Origin of the sequence: uncultured Sphingomonas sp., assembly GCF_964237335.1 — a bacterium.
Lineage (GTDB): Bacteria > Pseudomonadota > Alphaproteobacteria > Sphingomonadales > Sphingomonadaceae > Sphingomonas.
Genome location: NZ_CAXSHM010000033.1, coordinates 1 through 25441 on the forward strand (window position 1 = coordinate 1; position 25441 = coordinate 25441).

Genomic DNA, 25441 nt, shown 5'->3' on the forward strand with positions numbered 1-25441 from the left:
GGAACTCCTCGTACCCATTATGCCCGCCCACACACGGAAATCCGGACAGTCCCCCTTGTCGCTCGTACGCAATCGTCTCACCGCCACGCGGCACCGCGCGATGCCCAAACGGCAGGTGGCCGCAGCCCGCCAGCATCAGCGTCGCCGTCCCGATCCCGACCTTGACCATCACCGCCCGCATCGCCCGTCTCCCTTCTGGCGCCCCTGCCCGCTTCACACTAAGCACAGCCCGACATCCTACCCCGCTCAGGCTGATCCCTACCCCGTTCACCCTGAGCTTGTCGAAGGGCTGCCTTTCTTCGAGAGGAAGGACGGTGCTTCGACAAGCTCAGCACGAACGGTGTTGGGATGGCCCGAACAGTCACAGAACACAGAAAGAAGAAACCCTATGCGCCCCTCCGGCCGCGCGCCCGATCAGATGCGGGCGATCAGCATCCAGCCGCATTTCACCCGCCATGCCGAGGGCTCCGTGCTCGTCGGCTTCGGCGACACGAAAGTGCTCGTCACCGCCAGTGTCGAGGAAAAGGTGCCGCCGTTCCTGCGCGGCAAGGGCGAGGGCTGGGTCACCGCCGAATATGGCATGCTGCCCCGCGCCACCCACACCCGCGGCTCGCGTGAGGCGGCCAAGGGCAAGCAGTCCGGCCGCACGCAGGAGATCCAGCGGCTGATCGGGCGATCACTGCGCGCAGTCACCGACATGAAAACCCTAGGTGAACGCCAGATCGTGCTCGACTGCGACGTGATCCAGGCCGACGGCGGCACGCGCACCGCGTCGATTTCCGGCGCTTGGGTGGCGCTGCGGCTCGCCATCAATGGCCTGATGGCGACCGGCAAGCTGACCGCCGATCCGATCCGGCAGAAGGTCGCCGCCGTTTCGTGCGGCATCTTCCAGGGAACGCCGGTGCTCGACCTCGACTACCCCGAGGACTCCGCCGCCGACGCCGACGCGAACTTCGTGCTGCTGGAGAACGGCCACATCGCCGAGGTGCAGGCGACCGCCGAGGGCGCGACCTATGACGAGGAGGCGCTGCTCCGCCTGCTGCGCCTCGCCCGCATCGGCTGCGCGGACATCTTCGCGGCGCAGGAGCGCGCGGTATCGTGAGCGAGGTCGCGCCCCAGGCGATCCGCAAGCTCGCGCCCGGGCGGCTGGTCATCGCCAGCCACAATGCGGGCAAGGTGCGCGAGATCAGGGCGCTGCTGGAGCCGTACGGGATCGACGCCGTGTCGGCCGCCGAGCTCGACCTGCCCGAGCCCGACGAGACCGGCACGACCTTCCTCGCCAACGCCGAGCTGAAGGCACGATCGGCCGCCGACCTGTCCGGGCTCCCGGCGCTGGCCGACGATTCCGGCCTGTGCGTCGAGGCACTGGGTGGCGATCCCGGCGTGCGGACCGCGAACTGGGCGGAGACGGCGGACGGCAGTCGCGACTGGAACCTCGCGATGCGCCGCGTCGAGGACGCGCTCGCGGCGAAAGGCCCGGACGCGAGCCGCGCCGCGCACTTCGTCTGCGTCCTGGCGCTCGCCTGGCCCGACGGGCACGTCGCGTGGTTCGAGGGCCGCGCCGACGGGTCGCTCACTTGGCCACCGCGGGGCAAGGTGGGCTTTGGCTACGACCCCGTCTTCGTGCCGCTGGGCGACACGCGCAGCTACGCCGAACTTGACCCGGCCGAGAAGCACGCGATCAGCCACCGCGCGGACGCGTTCCGGCAATTGGTCGCGGCAGTCTTCTGATGCGGCGGCGCGACGTGCTGGCAGGTGGTGCAGCGCTCGCCATCGCCGCGCCGGCGCTCGCCGCGAGCGATGCCCCCGCGCTCGGCCTGGACGCGCTCGTCGCCTGGGCGGCGCTGGACCTGGGGAGCGGCCGGCGGCTGGGCCATGCGCCCGATCGGCGGATGCCGATGTGCTCCAGCTTCAAATGGCTGCTCGCCGCCTTCGTGTCGTGGCGCACCGATCGCGGGCTGGAGCGGCTCGACCGGCGGATCGGCTTCGGACCGTCCGACCTGCTGCAAGCCTCCCCCACCACCACCGCCGCGCTCGCCGGGCGACCGCATGCCGAGATGACCGTGGCGGCGCTTGCCGAGGCGATCACCGCGGTCAGCGACAATGCCGCCGCGAACCTGCTGCTGCGCAGCGTCGGCGGCCCGGGCGCGCTCACCGCCTGGCTGCGCGGGCATGGCGACGCGGTCACCCGCTGCGACCGGTTCGAGCCGACCAACAACCTCGTCCCGCTCGGCGACCCGCGCGACACGACCACGCCGATCGCCGCCATCGCCGACCTCCGGCGCTTCCTGTACGGCGACATCCTGTCGCTCGCCTCGCGCGAGCGGCTGATGGGCTGGATGCTCGGCTGCCGCGTCGGCGAGGCGCGGCTGAAGGCCGGGCTGCCCACCGGCTGGCGCATCGCCCACCGCACCGGCACGCGGGACCACGATCTCACCGACGGCCCGCATGGACCACGCGGCGCGGTGGTGGACCTGGGCGCGCTGATCCCGCCCGCCGGCGCGCCGATCCTCGTCGCGACCTATGCGGCAGGCTTCACCTGTCCGCTGGGCGAGGTGGAAGCGTGGATGGCGGGCGTGGCGCGGCAGGTGGTGAGTAGCCTTCGGCCTCAATCCCTGCTCCGTTCACCCTGAGCTTGTCGAAGCCTGTCGTGAGCGACGCTGCAGGCGGCTGTCCTTCTTCCTCAGAAAAGGGCAGGGCTTCGACAAGCTCAGCCTGAACGGAAGAGGGGAGGTGCAGCGCAAACGCCCTAGTACGCCCGCTCGCCCACCACATTCCCTGCCGGCGCGTAGCGGCATACCAGATAGTCGTCCCGCCGCCCGCTCGCGGTCGCGCAGCCGATCGCGGTCGTCCCCCGCCAGATCATCTGCGTATAGTGGGCGACGTCCTCCCAGCGCCCGGTGCGGCTGAACGCGGGCGTGATCCCGTCGACGAAGTCCGCCCGCTCCGCCGCCCAGGCGGCCACCATCTCGTCATAGCGATACGCCTCGCGCGTGCCGGTCCACAGGTTCTCGCCCTCGCGGCCTGGGCCCTGCGGCTGGTCGGCATGTTCGAACCGGCCGGATCGCGCCAGCGTGTCGGCATAGCCCTGCGCATCCGCCGCCAGCCGATCGTCCCACACGAGCGGCGGTTCGCCCACCACGGCCCGCGCGGCGGTGTGCGCCTCCAGCATCGCGCGCCTCAGCAGCGCGGCCCCGCGCGGCGCGGGCGCTTGCGTGAGGCGCGGTTCCGTCACGCGTTTCGGCCCCTCCTCCCGCGCGCACCCCGCCATCGCCAACAGGAGGAGGATCGCCGGGAGGATCGCCGGCCGGTGGCCTTTCTGGGGGAGCATCGCCATATCGGCGCGATGACGGACCTCGCGCTCTACGTCCACTGGCCGTTCTGCGTGTCCAAATGCCCCTATTGCGACTTCAACAGCCATGTCCGCGCGGGCGTCGATCAGGCGCGGTGGCGGGCGGCGTTGCTCGCCGACCTGGCGCACGAGGCGGCGCAGTTGTCGGCCAATGAACCCGGGGGACGGCGGCTGGGATCGGTGTTCTTCGGCGGCGGCACCCCATCGCTGATGCCGCCCGAGACGGTGGCGGCGGTGCTCGATGCGGCGGCCGGGCATTGGCCGCTCGCGCCCAATGTCGAGATCACGCTGGAGGCGAACCCCTCGTCCGTCGAGGCCGCGCGCTTCGCCGACCTCGCGGCCGCCGGCGTCAACCGGGTGAGCCTCGGGCTCCAGGCGCTCGACGACGCAGCGCTGCGCTTCCTCGGCCGGGCGCACGACGTGGGCGAAGGGCTGGCGGCGCTGGACGTGGCGCAAGGCTGTTTCGGGCGCGTGTCGTTCGACCTCATCACCGCGCGCCCGGACCAGTCGCTCGCGGCCTGGGAGGCGGAACTCGCCCGTGCGCTGGCGTTGGGCACCGAGCATCTGTCGCTGTACCAGCTCACCGTCGAGCCCGGCACGCGCTTCGCGACCGAGGCCGCGGCGGGGCGGCTGGTGCTGCCCGACGGCGACGCGGCCGCCGACCTGTTCGAGGCGACCCGCGCGATGATGCGCGCGGCCGGGCTGCCGGCATACGAGACGAGCAACCATGCGCGGGCCGGCGCGGAGAGCCGCCACAACCTGACATACTGGCGCTATGGCGACTATGCCGGCGTCGGCCCGGGCGCGCACGGGCGGCGCACGGATCGCGACGGGCGGGGCCTCGCCGTCACACGGCGCCGCAAGCCCGAGAACTGGCTGGCGGCGGTCGACCGCAACGGCCACGGGATCGAGGCGGAGGAGCCGCTATCCCCCCACGACCGCGCGACGGAGGCGCTGCTGATGGGGCTGCGCCTGCGCGAAGGCGTCGACGTGGCGCGCGTCGCCGCGCTGGCCGGCGGGGTGGCGCCGATCGACTGGCGCGCGGTCGACCGGCTGGAAGCGCAAGGCTTCCTCGCCCGCGACGGCGACCGGTTGCGCGTGCGCGAGGCGGGCGCGCTGCTGCTGGACGCGATCCTGCCGGAGGTGGTGACGGGGTGAGACGGGCGCACATGCGTCCGGAGTGGCGGGCAGCGCCCAGTTGCGGACATCCGCTTGATGGCGCAGTTTCGGCGACATGGGCCACGGGAAGGAGCAAGGAGACTGGTTTGCGCTCGCACATGAGCTTGCCAAGTCCGGACGGTACCGCAATATCACCGAGGTAGAAGCGGCACTCGAGGCCCGCGCCGCTGGCGCTACGCTGCCAGTCAACAAGATCGAACGGGGCATGATAGACAGTACCTGCTTCCGGGCTCGTCGGGCAAAGGGCTGGGCCACCTAGTGGCCGCTTTCCACCAACTGAGGACATTCGACGTGGACGAGCACCACTCACTTGCGATGTTGGAGATGCCGTGAGACGCTCGGGGCTCGGTCTTTCGCATCGTCACGCTCCCCATCCTCGCCGGCTGGCCGATAGCCTGTCGCTCGTCACCAGTAACCAGACTCGCCACAAAACGCGTTTTGGTGTTACCTACTGTTACCTACTTTTCGCGCCGTCGTGGTTTTGCAGTAGCTTGCCGGGTGGGACATCCCATCAATTGACAGCCGCTACCGGTCCTCGAACCCTAGCGGCGCCGGGCTGACGGTCGCCACCTTGCCGCCGCGCACCTCGTGGACCTCCAGCGCGCGCTCCGCCACGCCGTCGCGGCCGAAGCGGAAGGCGCCGTCGATGCCGGAGAAGCCGCCGCGGTCGCGCAGCCGGCCTTCCGGGAACGCCGCGCCCACGGGCCAGTCGCGCGCGATGCGGACGACCAGCAGGACCGAGTCGTAGCCCAGGCTCGACAACCGATACGGGTCGGCGCCGAAGCGCGCGCGGTATTTGGTGCGATACTGGCGGTACAGCGTGTCGGAGACGCTGGCGAACCAGGCGCCGTTCAGCGCCGGGCGGCTGGCGAGCGTGGCTTCCGAGTTCCACAATTCGGTGCCGAGCAGATGCAACGGCGTCCCGCCGCGCTTCAGCACCGGGCCGGCGACCGCCGCATTGGCGCCGCTGTCCGCCACCAGCACCGCGTCGTACGGGCCCTTCTTGACCAGGGTCGCCGACGCCGCGGCGATCCCGCCGGTCGCGCGGTCGAACGTCTGCATCGCGATCACCTTGCCGCCGTCCGCCTCGACCGCGCGCAGAAACGCCGTCGACGTGCGCTGGCCGTATAGCGCATTGGGCACCAGCGCGCCAAAGCTCGCGACGCCGTGCGTCCGCGCGAAGCCCACGACGCGGTCGACGGACTGCGCGGGCGCATAGCCGAGCAGATACGATCCCGGTCCCGCGACGCTCGCGTCGTTGGAGAAGCTCACCACCGGCACATGCGCCGCCCGCGCGGCGGGCACCACGGCGCGCACATCCTCCGCCAGCAACGGCCCGAGGATCAGTTGCGCCCCGTCGGCCAGTGCGTGGCTCACCGCCGCGCCAGCTCCCGCGCCGGTGTCATAGGTGGTGATCCGCACTTGCGCATTGCCGGTGTCGAGCAACGCGAGCTGGGTCGCGTTGGCCAGGCTCTGCCCCAACGCGGCGTTGCGGCCCGTCAGCGGCACCAGCAGCGCGACGCGGTGGCGCTCGGCATCCTGCACCACGCCGGTGTCGACGCCCGGACTGGGCGGCGGAAGGCGCGGGCCCCGGGCGGGCGGCGGCGGGCTGCGGTCGATCGGCGCGCGCGGCACCACCGTGTTGCACGCCGCCAGCGCGACCAGCACCGCCAGCCCCGCGATCCGACGCCCAACCCGACCCGTGCGCCGTTGCGCCGGACCTGCCGCCTCTGCCATGATACCCCCTCGTGGATCCTCTACCGCCAGGCCTCTACATCGTCGCGACGCCGATCGGCAATCTCGGCGATCTGTCCACCCGGGCACGGGACGTGCTCGCGCGCGCCGACCTGGTCGCGGTGGAGGACAGCCGTGTCACCGGAGGCCTGCTCCACCACCTCGGGCTCAAGCGGCCGATGCAGCCGTATCACGACCACAATGCCGATCAGGTGCGGCCCGGCCTCGTCGCACGGCTGGCGCGCGAGGCGGTGGCGCTGGTGTCGGACGCGGGCACGCCACTGATCTCTGATCCCGGCTACAAGCTGGTCCGCGACGCGCGCGCGGCCGGGCATGCGGTGGTGACGATCCCCGGCCCGTGCGCAGCGGTCGCGGCGCTGACGCTGGCCGGGCTGCCGACGGACCGGTTCCTGTTCCTGGGCTTCCTGCCGTCCAAGGCCGGCGCGCGGGCGGCGGCGATCGCGGAGGTGGCGTCCGTCCGCGCGACGCTGGTGCTGTACGAGAGCGGGCCGCGGCTGGCCGCGTGCCTGTCGGCGCTGGCTGAGGGGCTGGGCGACCGCGAGGCGGCGGTGACGCGCGAGATCACCAAGAAGTTCGAGGAGGCGGTGACGGGCACGCTGTCCGTCCTGGCGGCGCGCTATGCGGACGCGGCCCCAAAGGGCGAGATCGTCGTGGTCGTGGCGCCGCCGGGCGAGCCGGCGGCGGCCAGCGCGGAGGATGCCGACGCGGCGCTGGCCGAGGCGCTGACGCGGTTGCCGGTGACCAAGGCGGCGGGCGAGGTGGCGAAGCGCCTCGGCCTCGACCGCCGCCTGCTCTATGCACGCGCGCTGACGCTGAAGGCGGCGACGCCCGACTGACGTCGCCGTCTAGCCCTTCAGCGCAACGGCTCAGTGCGAGGTCTTCACCTGCGTGCTCACGCTGCCGTCGGCGGCCGTGGTGGTCTTGCGCACCACTTTGCGCGTCACCGTCTTGTGGCCGATCTTCACGCCCAGGATCTTCTTGGGGCGATGCGTGCGACGCTTGAGGACGTGCGTCACCTTGGTCGTCTGCGTCGGCACGCCGTCGCTCGTCTTGGTCGAGTGGCTGACGCTCGTCTTGACGGTCGTCTGCGCCTCCACCGGCAGGCCGGCGGCGAGCGCCAAGGCTGCGATCATCGGGGCGGCAAGGAACTTGGTCATGCGTGACTCCTCTCGATAGGGGTGCGGCCCGGCCGGATGCGACAGCGCCGCGGGGCAGCTAGATCATAGCTCGCCGCAAACTTCCAGCCCGTCGCGCGCCGCCCCGCCTTGCCTCATGCGCCGCGCCAAGCCACGCTGGCGCATGCCTCGCGTCCCTCACGATCGCCGCGCCGCCGAGACCGCAGGTCGGCGCGGCGAACGCCTGGCCGGATGGTGGCTGCGCCTCAAGGGCTGGCGCATCCTCGACCGGCGGGTGCGCACGCCGGCGGGCGAGGTGGACCTCGTCGCGCGCAAGGGCTCGCTGGTCGCGTTCGTGGAGGTGAAGACGCGCGCCACCGCCGCCGAGCTCGACCATGCGATCGACGAGCGCCGCCTCGCCCGCGTCGCGGCGGCGGCCGAGTATCTGATGTCCCGTTACGCGGGGCCGGGCGACGACATCCGCGTCGACGTGATCCTGCTCGCCCCCGGCACGCGGCCGCGGCACATCGAGAACGCGTGGATCGCGCAGTAGGCGAGAGCGCGGCACCGCCGCGCCACGCCTACAAGCGCGGCCGACCCCGCCACGCGGGGATCGACGACGCGGCTTCGCCGCAGCGCCCCTCTCACCCGTTCGTGTCGAGCGCAATCGAGACACCGTCATCCCGCCCCACCTCGTTTCTCGACTTCGCTCGAAACGAACGGAGGGGTAAGGGCTCGCACAAGCCAATCCGAAGGACCTTCCATGCCCCTCACCATCGCCGTCCAGATGGACCCGCTCGCCGGCATCGGCATAGCGGGCGACTCGACCTTCGCGCTGATGCTGACGGCGCAGGCGCGCGGTCATCGGCTGTTCCACTATACCGCCGACGCGCTGAGCTGGTCGACCGACCCTACCCTGCCCGCCGGCGGCCGGCTGTGGGCTCGCGCGCATCCGGTGACGGTCCGGCGCGTCGTCGGCGACCATTTCGCATTCGGCGAACCGCAGGCGCTTGACCTCGGCGCGCAGGTGGACGTTGTATTGATGCGGCAGGACCCGCCGTTCGACCTGGGTTACATAACCGCGACGCACCTGCTGGAGCGGATCGCCGACCGGACGCTGGTGGTCAACGACCCCGCAGCCGTCCGCAACGCGCCCGAGAAGGTGATGGTGCTCGACTATGCGCGCTACATGCCGCCGACGCTCATCACGCGGGAGCTGGACGAGGCGCGCGCATTCCTGGCCGAGCATGGCGCGATCGTGGTCAAGCCGCTGCACGGTAACGGCGGCAAGGCGATCTTCAAGGTGGAGGAAGGCGGGCTGAACCTGTCCGCGCTGTTCGAGATCTTCAACCAGACCTGGCCCGAGCCGCACATGGTGCAGGCGTTCCTTCCGGACGTCGCGAAAGGCGACAAGCGCATCGTGCTGGTCGACGGCGTGGTCGCGGGCGCGATCAACCGGCTGCCGGGGGCGGGCGAGATCAGGAGCAACCTCGCGGTCGGCGGCTCGGCGGAAAAGACCGGGCTGACGGACCGCGAGCGCGAGATCTGCGCCGCGATGGGGCCTGAGCTGAAACGCCGCGGGCTGTTGTTCGTCGGCATCGACGTGATCGGCGGCGAGTGGCTGACCGAGATCAACGTCACCTCGCCGACCGGCATCGTCGCGATCGAGCGGTTCGACGGCACGGATGTGGCGGGGCTGATCTGGGACGCGATCGAGGGGCGGGCGAGGGAGCGGGGATGAGGTTCTTCGTCATTTCTCGCCGTCTATTACTCGTCACCCCGGGCTTGACCCGGGGTCCCGCTGCCTTAGCAACGTAAGGCAGTAGCGGGACCCCGGCTCGAGGCCGGGGTGACGAGAAACAGGCAGCGAGTCGCTTCAACCTTGACTTTCCGCACATTCTACCGCATTTGCTTGCCCGTCGAGGCGTCTCCTTACCGAAACGCAGCGTGATAGCGGCCCTCACCGGCCGCCGGCTCCGCCTCGATCCACCAAAGGCTTCCCTGTCACGCGGGGTGTCGTCATCCGACGCCATCCGTGTGCCCGCTTGGGGCTCCCGCGCATGGCACCATGCGAGTTTCTACCCATGTCCTTCTCCCATCTCGGCCTGGCCGAGCCCCTCGTCCGCGCGCTCGAAGCCAAGGGCTATCAGACGCCCACCCCCATTCAGCGCGACGCGATCCCGCTCGTGCTCGAAGGCGGCGACCTGCTCGGCATCGCGCAGACTGGCACCGGCAAGACCGCCGCGTTCGTCCTCCCCTCGATCCAGCGGCTGGTCGCGGCGGCTACCCGGGTGCTGCCGACGCATTGCCGCATGCTTGTCCTCGCCCCCACGCGCGAGCTCGCCGGCCAGATCGCCGAGAGCGCCCGCGCCTATGGCCAGTTCTCGCGCATGAGCGTCGCCACCGTGTTCGGCGGCACCAGCATCAACAAGAACCGCCAGGACATGGCGCGCGGTGTCGACATCCTCGTCGCCACGCCCGGTCGCCTGCTCGACCTGATCGAGCAGCGGTTCGTCAGCCTCGCCGCCTTGGAGATCCTCGTCCTCGACGAGGCGGACCAGATGCTCGATCTCGGCTTCATCCACGCGCTGCGCAAGATCGTGCGGATGCTGCCGCGTCAGCGCCAGACATTGTTCTTCTCGGCCACCATGCCGACGTCGATCCGCGAGCTGGCTGACCAGTTCCTCAAGGACCCGGCCACCGTCTCGGTGAAGCCCGCCGCCACGACCGCCGAGCGCGTCGACCAGCAGGTGACATTCGTCAACCAGTCGGAGAAGCAGGCGCTGCTGACGATCGCGCTGGCCGACCCGGCCGTCGAGCGCGCGCTGGTGTTCACCCGCACCAAGCATGGCGCCGACCGCGTCGTGAAGCTGCTGGCGGGCAACGGCGTTCCTGCCGCCGCGATCCACGGCAACAAGAGCCAGGCGAACCGCGAGCGCGCGCTGGCGCAGTTCAAGTCGGGCGAGGTCAAGGTGCTGATCGCGACCGACATCGCCGCGCGCGGCATCGACGTGTCGGGCGTGAGCCACGTCTTCAACTTCGAGCTGCCCAACGTGCCCGAGCAGTACGTCCACCGCATCGGGCGGACGGCGCGCGCGGGTGCGAGCGGCATCGCCTGGAGCTTCTGCGCGGACGACGAGCGCGCGTACCTCAAGGATATCGAGAAGGTGACGCGCCAGAAGATCCCGATCAGCCCGCTGCCCGAAGACTTCATGGCCCGCGCCAACCAGATCAACGCGACACGCATAAAGGCGATCGGCGCCGATCCCGCGGCCCGTGAGGAGCGCCCGCGCGGTCCCCGCGGCATCGCCCGCCCCCGCGCGACGCACGCGCCGACGCCGACCGGCCAGGCACGCAGCGGCGGCCGCAGCGGACCGGCCCGCGGCTACGCCAACGCCAGCGCGGGCGGCGGCGCTGCCCGCACCGGTCAGGGTGGCGGTGGCCATGGTGGGGGTCAGGGCGGCAGCCAGGGCGGCGGTGGTCAGGGTGGTGACCGTCGGCGTGGTCCGGGTCGTCCGAGTGGCGGTCGCCCTCGCGCCAGCGCCTAACGGTTGCGCGCGGCGCCGCCCCGCTCTAGGGGCGGCGCTTCCGGTGCATGCGGAGCGGTGGCCGAGTGGTCGAAGGCGCTCGCCTGGAAAGTGAGTATACGGCAAAACCGTATCGAGGGTTCGAATCCCTCCCGCTCCGCCATCGCCGTTTCACAGCCTCTCGACCTCACTTTCCGATACGCGGCAGACAAACTTATGCCGCGCTGCAGCGTTGGTGCTTCGTCCGGGAGTGCCGCATGCCATTCTTAGTCAGCCCAGCCCGCTTTCTTCGCCACTATGTCACGCAGCGGCCGTGGGTGTTCATCCTACTGACCATGCTGGTCATCGGCGCCTCCGCAAGCGCGGTCGGTGTGCAATATGCGATGAAGCTGCTGATCGACGCGATGACCGCGGGTCAACATGCGGCGGCTTCCGTCTACACCGCCTTGGCAGCCCTGATCGGGTTGGTCGGCCTCGAAAGCATCCTGCAGCGCAGCGCGGCGCTGACGGTCGGGCAGGTCACCGTCGTCTCCGGCGTGCGCATCCGGCTCGACATGGTCGACTATCTCACCGGTCATCAGATGCCGTTCTTCCAGAAACAGCGGGCAGGATCGCTGGCCCACCGCGTCTCGGGATTGTCGGGCATTTTCGGCGCGCTCGTCCACCGGCTCTTCCAGGAGATCGCACCGCCGCTGATCGGGTTCGGCGGCGCGCTGGTGATCTTCTTCTCGATCGACATGCGGCTGGCGATCGCCCTGGGGTCGGTGTTCGTCGTCGTCACCGCCGGACTGGTGCTGATCGGGTCGCGGGGACACGTGCATCACCAGGCGTTCGCGCAACGCGCCGGCGTCGTCGGTGGCGAGCTGGTCGACCTGTTCGGCAACATGTGGGTCGTCAAAGCCTTCGCCGCGCGAAAGAGCGAGCAGTCGCGGCTGCGGGGCTTCCTTGTGGAGGAGGCGGTCGCGCAACGGCGAGGCTGGTTCTTCGTCGAGCGGATGCGGAGCCTCCACGACCTCACCCTGACGCTCCTGGTGGGAGGGACCCTCGCCTGGGCGATCCATCGCTGGTCGATCGGGGCGATGACGATCGGCGACGTCGTCGTCATCAGCTCGATGACCTTCCGCATGCTGCACGGTTCTCGCGACCTGGCCATGGCGTTGATCGATACCAGCCAGCAGTTCAGCTATCTGCGCGAGGCGCTCGATGTTCTTGGCGTGCCGCAGACGTTGCAGGATGCACCGGACGCGCCACGCCTGAAGGTCGGCGATGGAACGCTCCGGCTCGACAGCGTCACCTTCGGCTACGACGCGCGGCGGCCGGTGATCCACGATGTCTCGCTCGAAGTGCCGTCCGGCCAGAAGCTGGGCATCGTCGGCGCATCGGGGGCCGGCAAGTCGTCGCTGCTGCAGTTGATCCAGCGGTTCCACGATCCCCAGGCGGGAAGCATCTGGATCGACGGGCAGCGGGTGGACCAGGTGACGCAGGCGAGCTTACCCCCCGCCCTCGCCGTCGTGCCGCAGGAAGTGCTGCTGTTCCACCGGACGGTGTTGGAGAACATCCGCCTGGCCAAGCCGGAGGCTGCCGACGACGAGGTCCGGCGGGCGGCCAAGGCGGCAGGCTGCGAGGACTTCATCGCCGACCTGCCGGACGGGTATGACAGCGTCGTCGGCGAGCGGGGGACCAGCCTTTCCGGCGGTCAGCGGCAACGGCTCGGCATCGCCCGTGCGTTTCTGAGGGACGCTCCGATCGTGCTGCTCGACGAGGCGACATCGGCGCTGGACACCCAGTCCGAACTGGAGGTCCAGCGCGGCCTGGACGCGCTGATGGCCAACCGCACCGTGATCGCCGTGGCGCACCGATTGTCGACGATCGCCGCGTTCGATCGCGTGATCGTCATGGAACAGGGACGCGTGGTCGAGGACGGGGCACCCCAGCATCTTCTCGCCCGCGAGGGGGGAGTATTCCGCAGGCTCTGGTCGCTGCAGGCCGAGGGGCTCGATCGACAGGAGCCGCTTGGCCCCAATCCCCGCAAACTGCATCTCGTGCATCGTTCGAGTTAGGTGCCTCCGTTCAACGGCAGTCCGTCGCGTCGTGGAATCGGTCGTCAGTCCATCTCGCGCGATCGGTTCCGATGATAGCTCCTAGCCCGCTGCTGATCGCACCCTTGCGACACGGCATCAAACCGGGCTGTCGGGGCGTGTCTCTGGGAAGCGCCACATCGCGATCAGCCCGACCGCCAGCGCCGCAAGCATGTAATAGGCCGGCGTCAGCGGGTCGCGGGTAAACCGGATCAGCCCTGCGACCGCGAACTGCGTCGAGCCGCCGAAGGCGGAGATCGCGATCGCGTAGATCAGCGCGAAGCCGCCCGCACGCCTGGCGCGAGGCAACGCCTCCGCGACCGCCACCAGGATCGTACCGGTCGAGAGGTCAAGCACCCCTGCCAGCAGCGTGCTCGCGCCGTACAGCGCGTTCGGCGTCGGGTGATGGGCGACCCACCAGAAGGTCGGCAGCACCAGGACGGCCAGGACCGCGGCGGGCACGATCATCACCGGCCGCCGGCCGAACCGATCGGACAGCCAGCCGCTCAGCGGGTCGCAGAGCACGCCGCCCAAGCCCACCAGCATGACGGACGCGAAGGCGGAGCTCTGCACGACGCCGAGCGTGGTGGTCGCCCAGGTGCCGAGGTATACTAGGACATAATTGGCGACCGTCGCGGCGGCCAGCATGCAGAGGCCCAGGACGACGATGCGTCGCGTGTCCGCGACCACGGCGCGCGGCGGCAGCGCTTCCTCCATCGCGAGCGTCTCGACCAGCGTTCGCCTCGCGGCGAGCGCGAACGGGACGATGGCGAGCCCGGTCAGCAGCGCCAGCCGCCAGCCCCAGGCATCGAGTGCCGCAGCGTCGAGCATCGTGGACAGCAGGACGCCGATCAGGCCGGCGACCATGACGGCTCCGTCGGCGCTCATCGCCTGCAGCGAGACATAGAGGCCACGGCGACGGATCGGCGCACTCTCGAGCAGCAGCGCGGTGCTCGGGCCCACCTCGCCGCCGAGCGCGAAGCCCTGGAGGAGGCGGAACAGGACCGCAAGCACCGGCGCCACCACGCCGATCGTCGCATAGCTGGGCGTCAGGGCGAGGCCGCCGACCGAGACGCCGATGAGCGAGAACGACAGCAACATCGCCGGCTTGCGCCCCGCCCGATCGGCGATGCGCCCGATGACCAGGGCACCCAACGGACGCGTGGCGAAGCCCACGCCGAAGGTGGCGAGCGACGCGAGCAGGCTGACGCTCGGCCGGTCGGACGGAAAGAACGCGCGGCCGATCTGACCTGCGAAGATCGCGTAGACGACGAAGTCGTAGAACTCGAGCGCGTTGCCGGCGCAGATCGCGGCGATCTGCCGGCCGGACAGGCGCGGCGGTGACTCGCGCTCAGGCCGCTTGCGAGCCGACGTCTCACGCATCACGGCGCGGCGGGGTTCGAGGACGCCGCGGCCCTGATCCGCACGGCAAGGTCGAGTTCGTCGCGCGCGAGCAGGACCTTGCGGCGCACGTCGATGGGCAGGTCGGCGCGGTCGGCGAGGAACCCGTCGACGACCTTGAGCGCGCCGTCGTCCACCTGCCCGCCGATGAAGGCGTCGATCCAGGCGGGCAGGAAGAAGATGCGGCGGTTGCGCCGGACCCACTCGAGCCGGTCGAGCGCGGGGCGAAGGAACCGCAGGGTCAGCGCCGCCTGTTCCACCGTGTTGAAGGCCGCAAGACTCTCGCTCGCCCACGCCTCGTTGAGCGTGGCGTCGTCGAGGTACCGGCGGAAATACTCGGCCTTCACCGCGGGGTCGGGCGTCCCCGCGCGAGCGACGAAGGCGTCTTTGACGGCTTCGGTGGAGCGGTCATGCCGCTGCTCGGCGGCGAACAGCGCTGATGCGTCCGGGGTGCCGAGCGCCACCAGCCGCCGGACCGCGGCCCAGCGGGTCGGCTGGCGAACGGGGCCGCCGGCGAGCGTCGCGGTACCCGCGAGCAGCGCGCGCAGCCGGGCGAGCGCCAGCGGCGTTCGGGCGGTGGCGATCAGCCGATCAGCCGCGTCCTTGCGCAGCCCGTAGCCGAGCCGGGCATCGTCGGTGCGCGCGAGCAGCGCTGCCTCCCAGCGCGGGCGAAGAGCAGCCGCGGCCTGCTCGGGCAGGTAAACGTCCAGCGCGGCGGCGCCGCGCGACAGGATCGCGCGCGAGATCTGCTCGTCCGTTTCGGCGGGAATGTGGTCGAGCAGCACCGCGAGGTAGCGCGCGGGCGACAGGCGCAGGTCGCGTACCACGTCCCACAAGGCGCCCCATAGCATCGCGCGAAGCAGCGGATCGCGCACGTTGCCGATGTTCGCCACGATCCACGCGGTCGTACGCTCGTCGGGCAGGAAGAGCCCATAGCCCTGGTCGCCGTCATTGGCCCAGACATAGTCCGGCGCCGGCAGGCCGGCAGCGCCGGCGACGATCGCCTCCGCGCCATCGAAGCGTGCGTCGAGTACCACGTCCGCACGGTCGCCATAGCCGAGCCGGACGCGCACCTTCATCGGCCAGGCGCCGCCGGGATCGCCTGGCAGCGCGCGCGCCGGCCTTTGCACCAGCCGCAGCGACGCGATGCGCCCGTCCGTCAGCACCAGCCGCGTCTCGACGCGCGGCAGGCCCGCGCGCAGCATGTACTGGCTCCCGAACGCCCCGAGGTCAGCTCCCGACGCCTCGCCGATCGCGCCGAGCAGGTCCTGCCACGTCGCGTTGCGATAGGCGTGACGCGTCAGGAACAGGTGGAGGCCCCGCCTGAAGCCGTCCTCGCCGACGAGGAAGGCAAGCTGTTTGATGACCGCCGGCGCCTTGTTGTAGACGATCGGGCCATAGTTGCTCTTGGCGGCATCGAGATTGTCGAGCGGCTGCCACAGTGCCTGCGTCCCGCTGGTCGCATCGGCACGGTAGGCGGGTATCTTGATCGACAGATGGAAGGTCGTCCAGGCGTTGCTGTCGGGCTGTAGGTCGGCCTGGACGCGCGCGGCCATGTAGGTCGCGAAGCCCTCCTTCAGCCACAGGTCGTCGAACCAGCGCATGGTGACGAGGTCGCCGAACCATTGGTGGCTGATCTCGTGGTAGATGGTGGCGTCGCGGCCGAGCCGCTGGGGCAAGGTCGGCGGCTCACGGAAGACGAACCGATCCTCATTGTAGAAGACCGCGCCGACATGCTCCATGCCGCCGAACGGGAAGGCGGGCGCGAGCAGCACGTCGAGCTTGGCGAACGGGAACGGCACGCCGAACCAGGCGGCCAGCCAGCGGACCGCGGCGCGGTTGGTCGCGATCTGCGGGTCGGCGTCTACCTCGGCGCGGCGTGACGCGCGGGCGTACAGCGTGATCGGCTGTCCGCCTGGCGGTGCCGAGGCCCAGCTTGCCCACGGCCCAGCGGCGAAGGCGGCGAGATAGGTGGAGATCGGCCGCGTCTCGGCAAAGCGCCAGCGCTGCGCCGCCCCCGCCGGCTCGCGCGCCTCCACCGCGCCGTTGGCGAGCACCGTCCAGCCGGCCGGCGCGGTCAGCTGCCAGCGGAAGCGCGCCTTCAGATCCGGCTGGTCGAAACAGGGGAACAGCAGGTTTGCGTCGGCCGGGACGAGCAATGTGTAGAGATAGGCCTGCCCGTCCGCCTCGTCGTGGAAGCGGATGATCGCCGCATCGGCCGCCGCGATCGGGGTCGCGAAGCGTGCGGTCACCGTGTTGGCGCCGGTCCGGAGCAGCCGCTCCAGCAGGACGAGGTGGCCGTCGCGGCGGCCATCGGCCATCGCGCGACCGTTGACGCGGATGTCGGCCAGCAGCGACCCGCGGAAGTCGAGCACGAGATCGCCGGTGCGCGCGCGCCGGTCAAACGCGATGGTCACCGCGCCGGTCGCCCGATCGGGCGCCGTCACGTCGAGCGACAGATCGTAGCGGATGTCGGCGATCTGGGTCGCACGCCGCTGCGCCAGCGCCAGCGACACGCCTGGTCCGACCATCCGGGCCGCGGGCGGCGTCTGCGCGAACGTGCCGCCCGCCTGCCCCAGCACCGGCAGCATAAGCCCCGCGCCCACGACCACGCGACGGTTGACGCCAAGCTGCCCGAGTGCCTCGCCGGGCGGCTGCGGTCGCCGGGTCACGGTTTGGGCCGCAGCGGGCTGCCGGGCTTCCACGCCGGCGCGCCGGGCTGGTCGGCGACGCGCGTGGCGAAGGCGTAGAAGAAGCGGTTGAAGTCCGTCGCCGCCTGCCAGTCGATCGGCTGGGCTAGATCGTCCTGCGGCCGGTGATAGCCGGTGCGGTACCATTCGCGATAGATGCGCTCGCTCTCGCTGCCGGGTCGATAGCCGAACACGAAGGCGGTGGCGGGCACGCCGGCCTCCAGGAACGGCCACTGGTCGGCGCGGCGGAGCAGGCCGCGCTCCGGCTCGGGATCGCGCTGCACCGCAACGCCCATCGCACCGGCGACGGCGCGCGCGTCATCGCCCAGCGTCGTGTCGTCGAGCGCATGGACCGTCATCAGCCGGAGCGGGAAGATGGGGCGGAGTTGGTCGAGGTTGACGTCCGCCGCCAGTTTCGCGCGCGCCACGGTAGGATGGGCGACGAACCAGCGCGCGCCGAGCAACCCCTTCTCCTCGCCCGTGAACGCGGCGAACAGCACCGGGCGACGCAACCCCTTGCCGGCGCGATGCTCGGCGAACCGGATCAGCAGCGCGACATAGGCGGCGTCGTCGAGCGTGCCGTTGTAGAGGCCGTCGCCGGCGACCGGCTCGCCGGGCCCATAGCCGTCGAGGTGCGCCGACAGCACGATCGTCTGATCCCGAAGCGCCGAATCTTTGCCGGGCAGCAGCGCGAGGATGTTCGGGGCGCTGATCGATCGCTGCGCGAGGCTCAGCGTGGCGCGGAACCGGCCGGGCGCATCGAACGAGGGCAGCGGCGCGCCCGCGGCGCCTGAGGTGACCAGGCCCGGCGCATCCCGGCCGCTGCCGGCGATCACGCCGCCCAGCGCGTCGGCGTTGAGCGTGAAGCGCACCGGCCCGGCCGCGGCCGGCGCGCTGCCCTGCAGCCAGACGGTCCGGGCATAGGCGAACGGCCAACGCGGCGGCTCGACGGAGAAGCCCGGATCGGCGATCGTGACGACCGCGGCGGCGCCCGCGGCACGGGCGGCGGCGTACCGTTGCGCATCGCTCGGCAGGCCGGGGCGGTGCGTGCCGTGGCAGATCACCGCCTTGCCACGCACGTCGCCCAGCGCATCGGCAGCGCAATAAGCGCGATAGGCGAGCGGCAGATCTAGCGATACAGGCATGCCGGGGGTCGGCGCGACCGTGACGTCGTGCAGGAAACCGAGCGGACGATCGCCCACGCTGAACGTCGCGTGCTCGACGCGCAGCTCCTCCATCGGCACGCGCTGGAACCAGCCGCCGCCCTCGCCCGCCGGCTTCAGCCCGGCGCGCGCAAACCGTCGCGCCACCGCCTGCGCGGCGCGCTCGTACGCGGCCGAGCCCGTGTCGCGCCCCGCCATGTCGTCGCCGGACAGCGCAGCGGTGATCGCCCACCATGCGCGGGTGTCCGGGTCAGCCGGGAGCGGACGGGTCGCGCCGACGCCAAGCAGGCAGAGCGCGGCGGTGAGACGGAGCGGCTTGAGCATCCGCGCAAAGGTGCCCAAAGTCGCCGCGCACGGCAAGGGAGGCTAGGATGGCGATACGGGCTCGAGTGGCTATGGCAGCGGTGGCGCTCGCGACGACGCCGGCGACGGCCGCGCCGTTCGCCAACACTATCCTGCCGCCGCCGTCGACGCCCGGCGCGGCGGTGATGCCCTATGTCCGCGTGCCCGCCGGCCGGATCGCGCTCGCGCACGTGCGGGTGATCGACGGCACCGGCGCACCGCCGCGCGACGACATGACGGTGGTGCTCGACGGCGCCCGCATCGTCGCGGTGCAGCCTGCCGCCACGCCGATCCCGGCCGGCACGATCGTCCTCGACCTGACCGGTCGCACCGTGATGCCGGGCCTCGTCGGCATGCACGACCATATGTACTATATCGGCCGTCCCGACCTCGACGCGCAGGGCCATAGCGAGCCGCCGCTGGTGGTGCCGCAGATGACCTTCACCTCGCCCCGGCTCTACCTCGCCGCCGGCGTGACGACGCTTCGCACCACCGGCAGCGTCGAGCCCTATACCGACCTCAACCTCAAGCGGCAGATCGATGCCGGCGCGATCCCCGGTCCGCACATGGACGTGACCGGACCGTATCTGGAAGGAGCGGGCAGCCCGTTCATCCGGATGCACCAGCTGCACGATGCGGAGGACGCGCGCCGCACCGTCGCCTTCTGGGCGGAGCAGGGCGCGACCTCGTTCAAGGCGTACATGAACATCACCCGCGCGGAGCTTGCGGCGGCGGTCGGCGAGGCGCATCGGCGCGGGCTCAAGATCACCGGCCATTTGTGCGCGGTGAGCTATCCCGAGGCGGCGGCGCTGGGGATCGACAATCTGGAGCACGGCTTTTTCGTCAACACGCAGAACGATCCAGGCAAGCAGCCCGACCGGTGCTCCGCAGGCGCGGGCACGCCAACGCTCGCGGGCATGGCGCCCGGCGGCGCGAACGCCACGGCGCTGATCACCCTGTTGGTGCGGCGCCATGTCGCGCTTACCTCCACGCTGCCGGTGTTCGAACAATCGATCCCCACCCGCGTGCCGCTCCAGCCGCGCGCGATGGAGGCGATGACGCCGGAGGCGCGCGAGGCCTATCTATACGCCCGCAACGCCCGCGCGATGCGCCCGAACGCCCTGTTCGAGACCGCCTACGCCAACGACATGGGGCTGGAGCGGCAGTTCGTGGCCGCCGGCGGGCTGTTGCTGGCCGGCCCCGACCCGACGGGTAACGGCGGCGTCGTGCCGGGCTTTGGCGATCAGCGCGAAGTCGAGCTGCTGGTGGAGGCGGGGTTCACGCCCGTCGAGGCGATCCGAATCGCGACGCTGAACGGCGCGACCTATCTCGGCCTCGCCAGCCGGATCGGGACGGTGGTGCCCGGCAAGGATGCGGACCTGATCGTGGTCAAGGGCGATCCCGCCGCGCGCATCGCCGACATCGAACAGGTGGAGATCACATTCAAGGACGGCGTCGGCTACGACAGCGCCAAGCTGATCCAGTCGGTGCGAGGACGATATGGGCAATATTGAGCGACACCCGTGCCGGGCACGTCTGCCGCGGGGCTCCTGGGTCCGCATGGCGGCATGCCTGCCGAGTGGCAGAGAACCCACAAGCCGCCATTCACGCCGCCATTCGGCGTTCCAGACCTGGAAACTCATTAAAGTCCAGGGTGCGGTGCTCCTACCATAGCCAGACTGTACGGATCCAGGTCGGCAGCGCCACCGGCGCGAAGAACAGGGCGCGCGGGGACGCGGTCATTCACCAGCGTGCGCTTCAGGTTGGCTCGGACTTCATCGCCGACCTTGGACCCCAACAGTGCGTCGGTCCGACGAGTCCTCGTGAGATCGGCCTCCAGATTACGATCGACCGCCGGCGAAGCCGCTTGCCGTCCGCCTGCACGGCACCGCGCCCATCGACCAGCTCCCGGAGCTTCTCCAGGGCCTCGATGGACAGGCCGAGCGAGTGGTCGGTCTACGGATACTCGATTCCGGTCAGCGTCCCGATCAACCCGGCTGGCACGTCCGGAACATCGAGAAGAGGATCGGCCGAGAAGCGGTGGACGGATGAGCCGGCGATCGTTTACATCCGGCTCGGGAACCGTGGATCGCGAAGGCCGCTTTCGACCTACGCCGTCCGGTGGTGATCGCCGGAGCGGTGGACCGCCCGGCGTGGAGACTCGATCGATGGCCTCTGCAGCATCCCGATCCGGTCCCGCCGCGCGTCCGCTGACCGAGCATCGCATCCATCCCGCAGCGGCGGTGGGCTTCATGCTCGTGCTGCTGTTCGGGATCGGCTTCGCCGCGGTCAACATCGCGGTGGACACGCGGGACGTGGGCGAGCCGCTGGCGATCGGCGCCTTCGCATTTCTGGGTCTCGCGCTGCTGGTCGCGCTGGCGTTCGAGTTCGTGAACGGGTTCCACGATACCGCCAATGCGGTGGCGACGGTGATCTACACCCACTCGCTCGCGCCCGTGCCGGCGGTGCTATGGTCGGGCGCATGGAACTTCGTAGGCGTCATCGCCTCGTCCGGCGCGGTCGCCTATTCGATCGTCACGCTGCTGCCGGTCGACCTCGTCCTCGGCGTCGGATCGGCGGCGGGCTATGCTATGATCTTCGCGCTGCTGATCGCGGCGCTGATCTGGAACCTTGGCACCTGGTGGCTGGGCCTGCCCAACTCGTCCAGCCATGCGCTGATCGGCTCGGTACTGGGTGTGGGCGTGGCCAACCAGTTCCTCGCGAGCGGCGGCGGAGCTGCCGGGGTCGACTGGCGTCAGGCGGGCAGCGTCTTGCTCGCGCTGCTGATCAGCCCGGTGATCGGGTTCCTTGGGGCAGGCGGGCTGCTGCTCGTCATGAAACGGCTGGTCCGTGACCGGAAGCTCTACGAACAGCCGACAGGCGACGCGCCGCCGCCGCGCGGCATCCGCGCGCTGCTGGTGTTCACGTGCACGGCCGTCTCGTTCGCGCACGGCGGCAACGACGGACAGAAGGGCATGGGGCTTATCATGCTGATCCTGATCGGTGTCGCGCCCACCGCCTATGCGCTCAACCGCACGATGCCCGACAGTTCGACGCCCGCTTTCGTGCAGACTGCGGCGGGGGCGCAGGCGACGTTCCTGTCGCGCGCTGGCGGCGAGCGGGTCGCGCCGGCTGCGGCGGCCGGTGTCCTGCGCCAGGCGATCCGCGCCCGCGACGCGGATCATGCGCGCGTCTATGCGGCACTGGCGGCGGAAGCGGGCGTCATCAGCGCCGACCTGAAGGAATATGGCTCGATCCGCCTGGTCCCCGCCGCCGCGACGAGCAATCTGCGCAACGAGATGTACCTGACGCTCGACGCTTCGCACCTGCTGACCGAGAACGCCGACGGCGCGCAGGGCACGTTCCCGCATGGCGGGTATCATGCCGTCGTCGCCTATCAGGATTTGCTGGAACGGGGCACGCGCTACATCCCGACCTGGGTGAAGGTGACGGTCGCGCTGGCACTGGGGCTCGGCACGATGATCGGCTGGCGCCGCATCGTGGTGACCGTCGGCGAGAAGATCGGCAAGCAGCACCTGACCTACGGGATGGGCGCCTCCGCCGAGTTGGTCGCCGCGGCGACCATCCTGCTGGCGCAGGTGAAGGGGATGCCGGTGTCAACGACCCACATCCTGTCGAGCGGGGTCGCCGGCACGATGGCGGCGGACGGCGCCGGGTTGCAGGCGGCGACGGTACGCAACATCGTGCTCGCCTGGGTCATGACGTTGCCGGCGGCGATGCTGCTCGCGGGCCTGCTATACTGGCTGTTCCTGGCAGCGTTGCGCCTGGCCGGCCTCGCCTGAGCACCGGCCATCTGGGATGAGCCCGGCGCGACATCCCGTCATCCCACTGTAACGCCAGCGTCGCCGCGTCGTCACACACCCTGCCTAACGTGATGATGTCCCGGGGGCACCGATCGGGGCGCAACGGGAGTGACGAATGTCCAAGCTGCCTGCCGGCCTGATGGCCACCGCCTTGCTGTCGATCGCGCTCTCGGGTTGCGGCGCCGGTACTGCGAGCACGATGACGCCGGCGCCTACCCCCACGCCGACCGCCACAGCCACACCGATCGCGGCGGTCCGGACGATCGTGATGGTGTGGGATGGCCTGCGGCCCGACGACGTCAGCCAGACGGACACGCCCAATCTGTACGCGCTCCAACAGGCCGGCGTGAACTTCTCGGACAATCACTCGACCTATCCGACGTTCACGATGATGAACGGCTCGTCCTTCGCGACCGGGTCGTTTCCCAAGACCAGCGGCTTCTACGGCAACACCTTCTGGACGCCGCCGCAGGGTGCCTCAAACACGATCCCGGTCGGCAACTCGGCGGGCGGTACGGCGCAGGACTATGTCGATCCGGTGTTCACGGAGGACTATGCCGTCCTGTCGACGCTCAACACCTATTATGGTGGCCAGTTGCTGCTCGTGAAGAGCCTGTTCGCAACGGCGCAGGCGGCCGGCATGGTCACCGCCACCGTCGGCAAGAGCGGCGCCGCTTTCATCCAGGATCTGGGCCAGGGCGGCTATTTCGTCGACGAGAACACGGTGCAGCCGCGCAGCCTCGCGACCGAGCTGCAGAATTACGCCTACCCGCTGCCCACCAACATCGTGAACAACTATTCGGGCGCGCAGGCGGTGACGCTGCAGCCGAACAACGGCTCGCCCACCGCGCGCGCTGGCTACGTCACGTTCAATACCACCGCCTATGATCCCGCCGGACAGCTGACGGTGCCCGCGCGCGACTCGACCGATACGACGCAAGGCGCGCCGGAGGATGCGGCCAACAAATACATGCTGCGGACCTTCACCGACTATATCCTGCCGCAGAAGAACCCGATGCTGTCGCTGATCTGGTTCCGCACGCCGGACAATGTCGAGCATGGCTATGGGCCCGGCACACCCAACGCGCGTGCGGGCCTGCGCTCGCAGGACGCGCGGCTGGGCGAGTTGATGGCCTCGCTCAAGGCGCGTGGGCTCGACACCACCACCAACATCGTCGTCGTGTCGGACCATGCCCATTCCAGCGTCTCGGGCCCGCTCGACCTTTATCCGCTGCGTGGCATCACGCCGTCGGCCACTGCGCCCAACGGCGCCGCCGTCAACGGCTCCACCAGCGGCACCAGCGCGGCCATGCTGGGCGGTCCGACCGCGAACGGCTACTCCTTCTCGGGTGACGTGCGCTCGGCGGACCTGCTCACCTATCGTGGCTTTGCCGCCTATGACGGCACCGGATGCTCGGTCAGCGCCATGTACGGCCTGACCGCGACCGGGACGCCTACGTTACCGGTGCGCAACGACGCGAGCGGCGCGTTGTGCGGCGCGGCCAACACGAAGTACCAGGCGGTCAGCGCGACGCTGGCCAAGCCCGTCGCGAGCTTCAGGGTGCCCGCGCCGGGCAGCCTGCCGGCGAACGCCATCGTCGTCGCGGCGAACGGCGGGTCCGATTATTTCTACGTGCCCAGCCACGATGCGGCCACCGTCGCCAACCTGGTTAAGCTGCTCCAGCGGCGCGAGGAATATGGCGCGATCTTCGTCGACAGCCGGTACGGTGCTGTCCCGGGCACGTTGACGATGGCCAACGTCAATCTCGAGAACGCGACGCGCCAGAACAACGGCCAGCCGGACGTGGTCGTGGCGTTCACGTCGGACGACACGGTGAGCATCCAGGGCAAGAGCGGCATCGAGTTCGAGAGCACCGGCGGGCAACGCGGCATGCACGGCAGCTTCGGCACCACCGACGTCCACAACACGCTGATCGCAGCCGGGCCGTCGTTCCAGAAGGGGCTGGTCAACACACGCCCGACCGGCAACGTCGATGTCGCCCCGACCGTCGCCTATCTGCTCGGCCTCTCGATGCCCGCGGCCGACGGGCGCGTCCTCAACGAGGCACTGGTCCGCCCGGCGAGCAACTCGACACCGACGGTCGCGAGTTCCACGGTATCGTCCAGCACCGCCACCGGGCTGATCTTCGAGCTGCCCACCGATCCCACCGGCGGCACCCGGGACACGCGCCGCGCTACGGGCAGCTATCAGGTCGCGCTGCAGGTCAAGGACCTGACCATCGACGGCAAGACCTATCGCTACTTCGATTATGCTCGAGCGCTCCGCCAGTAGGCGCGCATCGGTGGCCGCGGCGCTCGCCTGCGCGGCCGCGTATGCCAGCGTTGCGGCCGCCGGCACCGGGGGCGCTGCGCCTGCACCGACGTCCCCCTTCGACGCCGTTTTCACGGCCACCGGCGAGCCGTCGTTCCTGCATGCGACCGTGATGTTCGCGGGCGACGGCGCGGTCCATCGCATGGAGCTGTGGCGTGATCACGAACGCCGCATGCTGCGCACCACGGACGGACGGATCACCACGCTCGCGACCCGGACGCAAGGCGCCGGGTACGAACTCGTGGTGCTCGACCACCGCCGGCGCACCAGCACCCGCATCTCTCGCGACAACCTCTACCGGATCGGCGCCTTTACCGACTGGTTCGATCTCGGCCACGGCCTGCGCCATCCCCGCGGCGGGTATCGGCTGGCGCGGACCGAGGGCGCGGTGCCGGGAACGCTGCCGGCTACTCCGACGCCGTGTCGATGGTTCGACCTGTCGCAGACGGGCGGGATCGCCCACATCTGCTGGAGCGATCGCGACAAGCTGCCGCTCCTCATCGCGGACACTGGCTGGCGTCCGGTCTGGCGCGTCGTCGCGATCGACCGCGCCGTCATCCCCGCCCAGCGGTTCGCGCTGGACGATCGGGACTATGTCCACAACGACGCCAACCGGGACGTCGAAGGGGACTGACGGGATGCGCGACTCGCGTCGCTAATCACCCCTTAAGCGTTTGCGGGCA

General features: G+C 70.4%; 20 protein-coding genes and 1 tRNA gene. 14 read left to right on the forward strand and 7 right to left on the reverse strand.

Going from position 1 to position 25441, the window contains the following annotated elements; all coding sequences use genetic code 11:
- The coding region (locus ACFE65_RS14085; RefSeq protein WP_375383001.1) for a hypothetical protein at nt 1-181 on the reverse strand (181 nt) is incomplete at its 3' end.
- A 207-nt stretch (nt 182-388) separates the two neighbouring features.
- On the opposite strand from ACFE65_RS14085, the gene rph reads away from it, so the two are divergent.
- From rph to bla, 3 genes are read left to right on the forward strand one after another with little or no spacing between them, the layout of a single operon-like run.
- A complete protein-coding gene (rph, locus tag ACFE65_RS14090) occupies nt 389-1102 on the forward strand; it encodes a ribonuclease PH (protein ID WP_375383002.1) in 714 nt (237 codons plus the stop codon).
- Nucleotides 1096-1731 (forward strand): RdgB/HAM1 family non-canonical purine NTP pyrophosphatase, encoded by a 636-nt coding sequence (gene rdgB / locus ACFE65_RS14095; protein ID WP_375383027.1) that lies wholly within the window; start codon nt 1096-1098, stop codon nt 1729-1731. Before rph ends, rdgB begins: the two co-directional genes overlap by 7 nt.
- Nucleotides 1731-2633 carry a class A beta-lactamase gene (gene bla, locus ACFE65_RS14100; RefSeq protein ID WP_375383003.1) on the forward strand — a complete coding sequence of 301 codons (903 nt, stop codon included), beginning with the start codon at nt 1731-1733 and terminating at the stop codon, nt 2631-2633. The genes rdgB and bla overlap by 1 nt, the downstream gene beginning before the upstream one ends.
- 116 nt (nt 2634-2749) lie before the next feature.
- Here the strand turns inward: bla and ACFE65_RS14105 are convergent, their stop codons facing one another.
- Nucleotides 2750-3337 carry a CAP domain-containing protein gene (locus ACFE65_RS14105; RefSeq protein ID WP_375383004.1) on the reverse strand — a complete coding sequence of 196 codons (588 nt, stop codon included), beginning with the start codon at nt 3335-3337 and terminating at the stop codon, nt 2750-2752.
- Between the two features lie 9 nt (nt 3338-3346).
- On the opposite strand from ACFE65_RS14105, the gene hemW reads away from it, so the two are divergent.
- Complete coding sequence (hemW, locus tag ACFE65_RS14110; protein ID WP_375383028.1) at nt 3347-4510, forward strand: radical SAM family heme chaperone HemW; 1164 nt, start codon at nt 3347-3349, stop codon at nt 4508-4510.
- 546 nt (nt 4511-5056) lie between these two features.
- Here hemW and ACFE65_RS14115 read toward each other — a convergent pair.
- Nucleotides 5057-6268 carry a penicillin-binding protein activator gene (locus ACFE65_RS14115; RefSeq protein WP_375383005.1) on the reverse strand — a complete coding sequence of 404 codons (1212 nt, stop codon included), beginning with the start codon at nt 6266-6268 and terminating at the stop codon, nt 5057-5059.
- An 11-nt stretch (nt 6269-6279) separates the two neighbouring features.
- On the opposite strand from ACFE65_RS14115, the gene rsmI reads away from it, so the two are divergent.
- Entirely contained in the window at nt 6280-7122 is an 843-nt protein-coding gene (rsmI, locus tag ACFE65_RS14120) for a 16S rRNA (cytidine(1402)-2'-O)-methyltransferase (protein ID WP_375383006.1), read from the forward strand.
- A gap of 30 nt (nt 7123-7152) precedes the next feature.
- Here rsmI and ACFE65_RS14125 read toward each other — a convergent pair whose 3' ends face one another.
- Nucleotides 7153-7443: a hypothetical protein gene (locus ACFE65_RS14125; RefSeq protein WP_375383007.1), complete on the reverse strand. Its 291-nt coding sequence runs from the start codon at nt 7441-7443 to the stop codon at nt 7153-7155.
- Between the two features lie 142 nt (nt 7444-7585).
- Between ACFE65_RS14125 and ACFE65_RS14130 the strand changes: the two genes are divergently transcribed.
- From ACFE65_RS14130 to ACFE65_RS14150, 5 genes are all read left to right on the forward strand, one after another.
- Complete coding sequence (locus ACFE65_RS14130; protein WP_375383008.1) at nt 7586-7954, forward strand: YraN family protein; 369 nt, start codon at nt 7586-7588, stop codon at nt 7952-7954.
- Nucleotides 7955-8164: 210 nt separating this feature from the next.
- Nucleotides 8165-9142, forward strand: a complete 978-nt coding sequence (gene gshB / locus ACFE65_RS14135) for a glutathione synthase (protein ID WP_375383009.1) — start codon at nt 8165-8167, stop codon at nt 9140-9142.
- A 343-nt stretch (nt 9143-9485) separates the two neighbouring features.
- Nucleotides 9486-10949: a DEAD/DEAH box helicase gene (locus ACFE65_RS14140; RefSeq protein ID WP_375383010.1), complete on the forward strand. Its 1464-nt coding sequence runs from the start codon at nt 9486-9488 to the stop codon at nt 10947-10949.
- Between the two features lie 51 nt (nt 10950-11000).
- Nucleotides 11001-11091, forward strand: a tRNA-Ser gene (locus ACFE65_RS14145).
- 94 nt (nt 11092-11185) lie between these two features.
- Nucleotides 11186-12988, forward strand: a complete 1803-nt coding sequence (locus tag ACFE65_RS14150; protein WP_375383011.1) for an ABC transporter ATP-binding protein — start codon at nt 11186-11188, stop codon at nt 12986-12988.
- 117 nt (nt 12989-13105) lie between these two features.
- On the opposite strand, the gene ACFE65_RS14155 is transcribed toward ACFE65_RS14150, so the two are convergent.
- Genes ACFE65_RS14155 through ACFE65_RS14165 form a run of 3 tightly spaced genes read right to left on the reverse strand, consistent with a single transcriptional unit; the run spans nt 13106 to nt 18584 of the window.
- Nucleotides 13106-14389 (reverse strand): MFS transporter, encoded by a 1284-nt coding sequence (locus tag ACFE65_RS14155; RefSeq protein ID WP_375383012.1) that lies wholly within the window; start codon nt 14387-14389, stop codon nt 13106-13108.
- Nucleotides 14389-17079: a M1 family metallopeptidase gene (locus tag ACFE65_RS14160; RefSeq protein WP_375383013.1), complete on the reverse strand. Its 2691-nt coding sequence runs from the start codon at nt 17077-17079 to the stop codon at nt 14389-14391. Before ACFE65_RS14160 ends, ACFE65_RS14155 begins: the two co-directional genes overlap by 1 nt.
- Nucleotides 17076-18584, reverse strand: coding sequence for a M28 family peptidase (locus ACFE65_RS14165; RefSeq protein WP_375383014.1), 1509 nt, complete (start codon nt 18582-18584; stop codon nt 17076-17078). The genes ACFE65_RS14160 and ACFE65_RS14165 overlap by 4 nt, the downstream gene beginning before the upstream one ends.
- Nucleotides 18585-18631: 47 nt before the next feature.
- Between ACFE65_RS14165 and ACFE65_RS14170 the strand changes: the two genes are divergently transcribed.
- From ACFE65_RS14170 to ACFE65_RS14185, 4 genes are all read left to right on the forward strand, one after another.
- On the forward strand, nt 18632-20116 hold the full coding sequence (locus tag ACFE65_RS14170; protein ID WP_375383015.1) for an amidohydrolase family protein: 1485 nt from the start codon (nt 18632-18634) through the stop codon (nt 20114-20116).
- A gap of 654 nt (nt 20117-20770) precedes the next feature.
- A complete protein-coding gene (locus ACFE65_RS14175) occupies nt 20771-22405 on the forward strand; it encodes an inorganic phosphate transporter (RefSeq protein WP_375383016.1) in 1635 nt (544 codons plus the stop codon).
- A 136-nt stretch (nt 22406-22541) separates the two neighbouring features.
- Nucleotides 22542-24719 (forward strand): alkaline phosphatase family protein, encoded by a 2178-nt coding sequence (locus ACFE65_RS14180; protein ID WP_375383017.1) that lies wholly within the window; start codon nt 22542-22544, stop codon nt 24717-24719.
- 10 nt (nt 24720-24729) lie between these two features.
- Complete coding sequence (locus ACFE65_RS14185; RefSeq protein ID WP_375383018.1) at nt 24730-25392, forward strand: hypothetical protein; 663 nt, start codon at nt 24730-24732, stop codon at nt 25390-25392.
- The last annotated feature ends 49 nt before the right edge of the window (nt 25393-25441 follow it).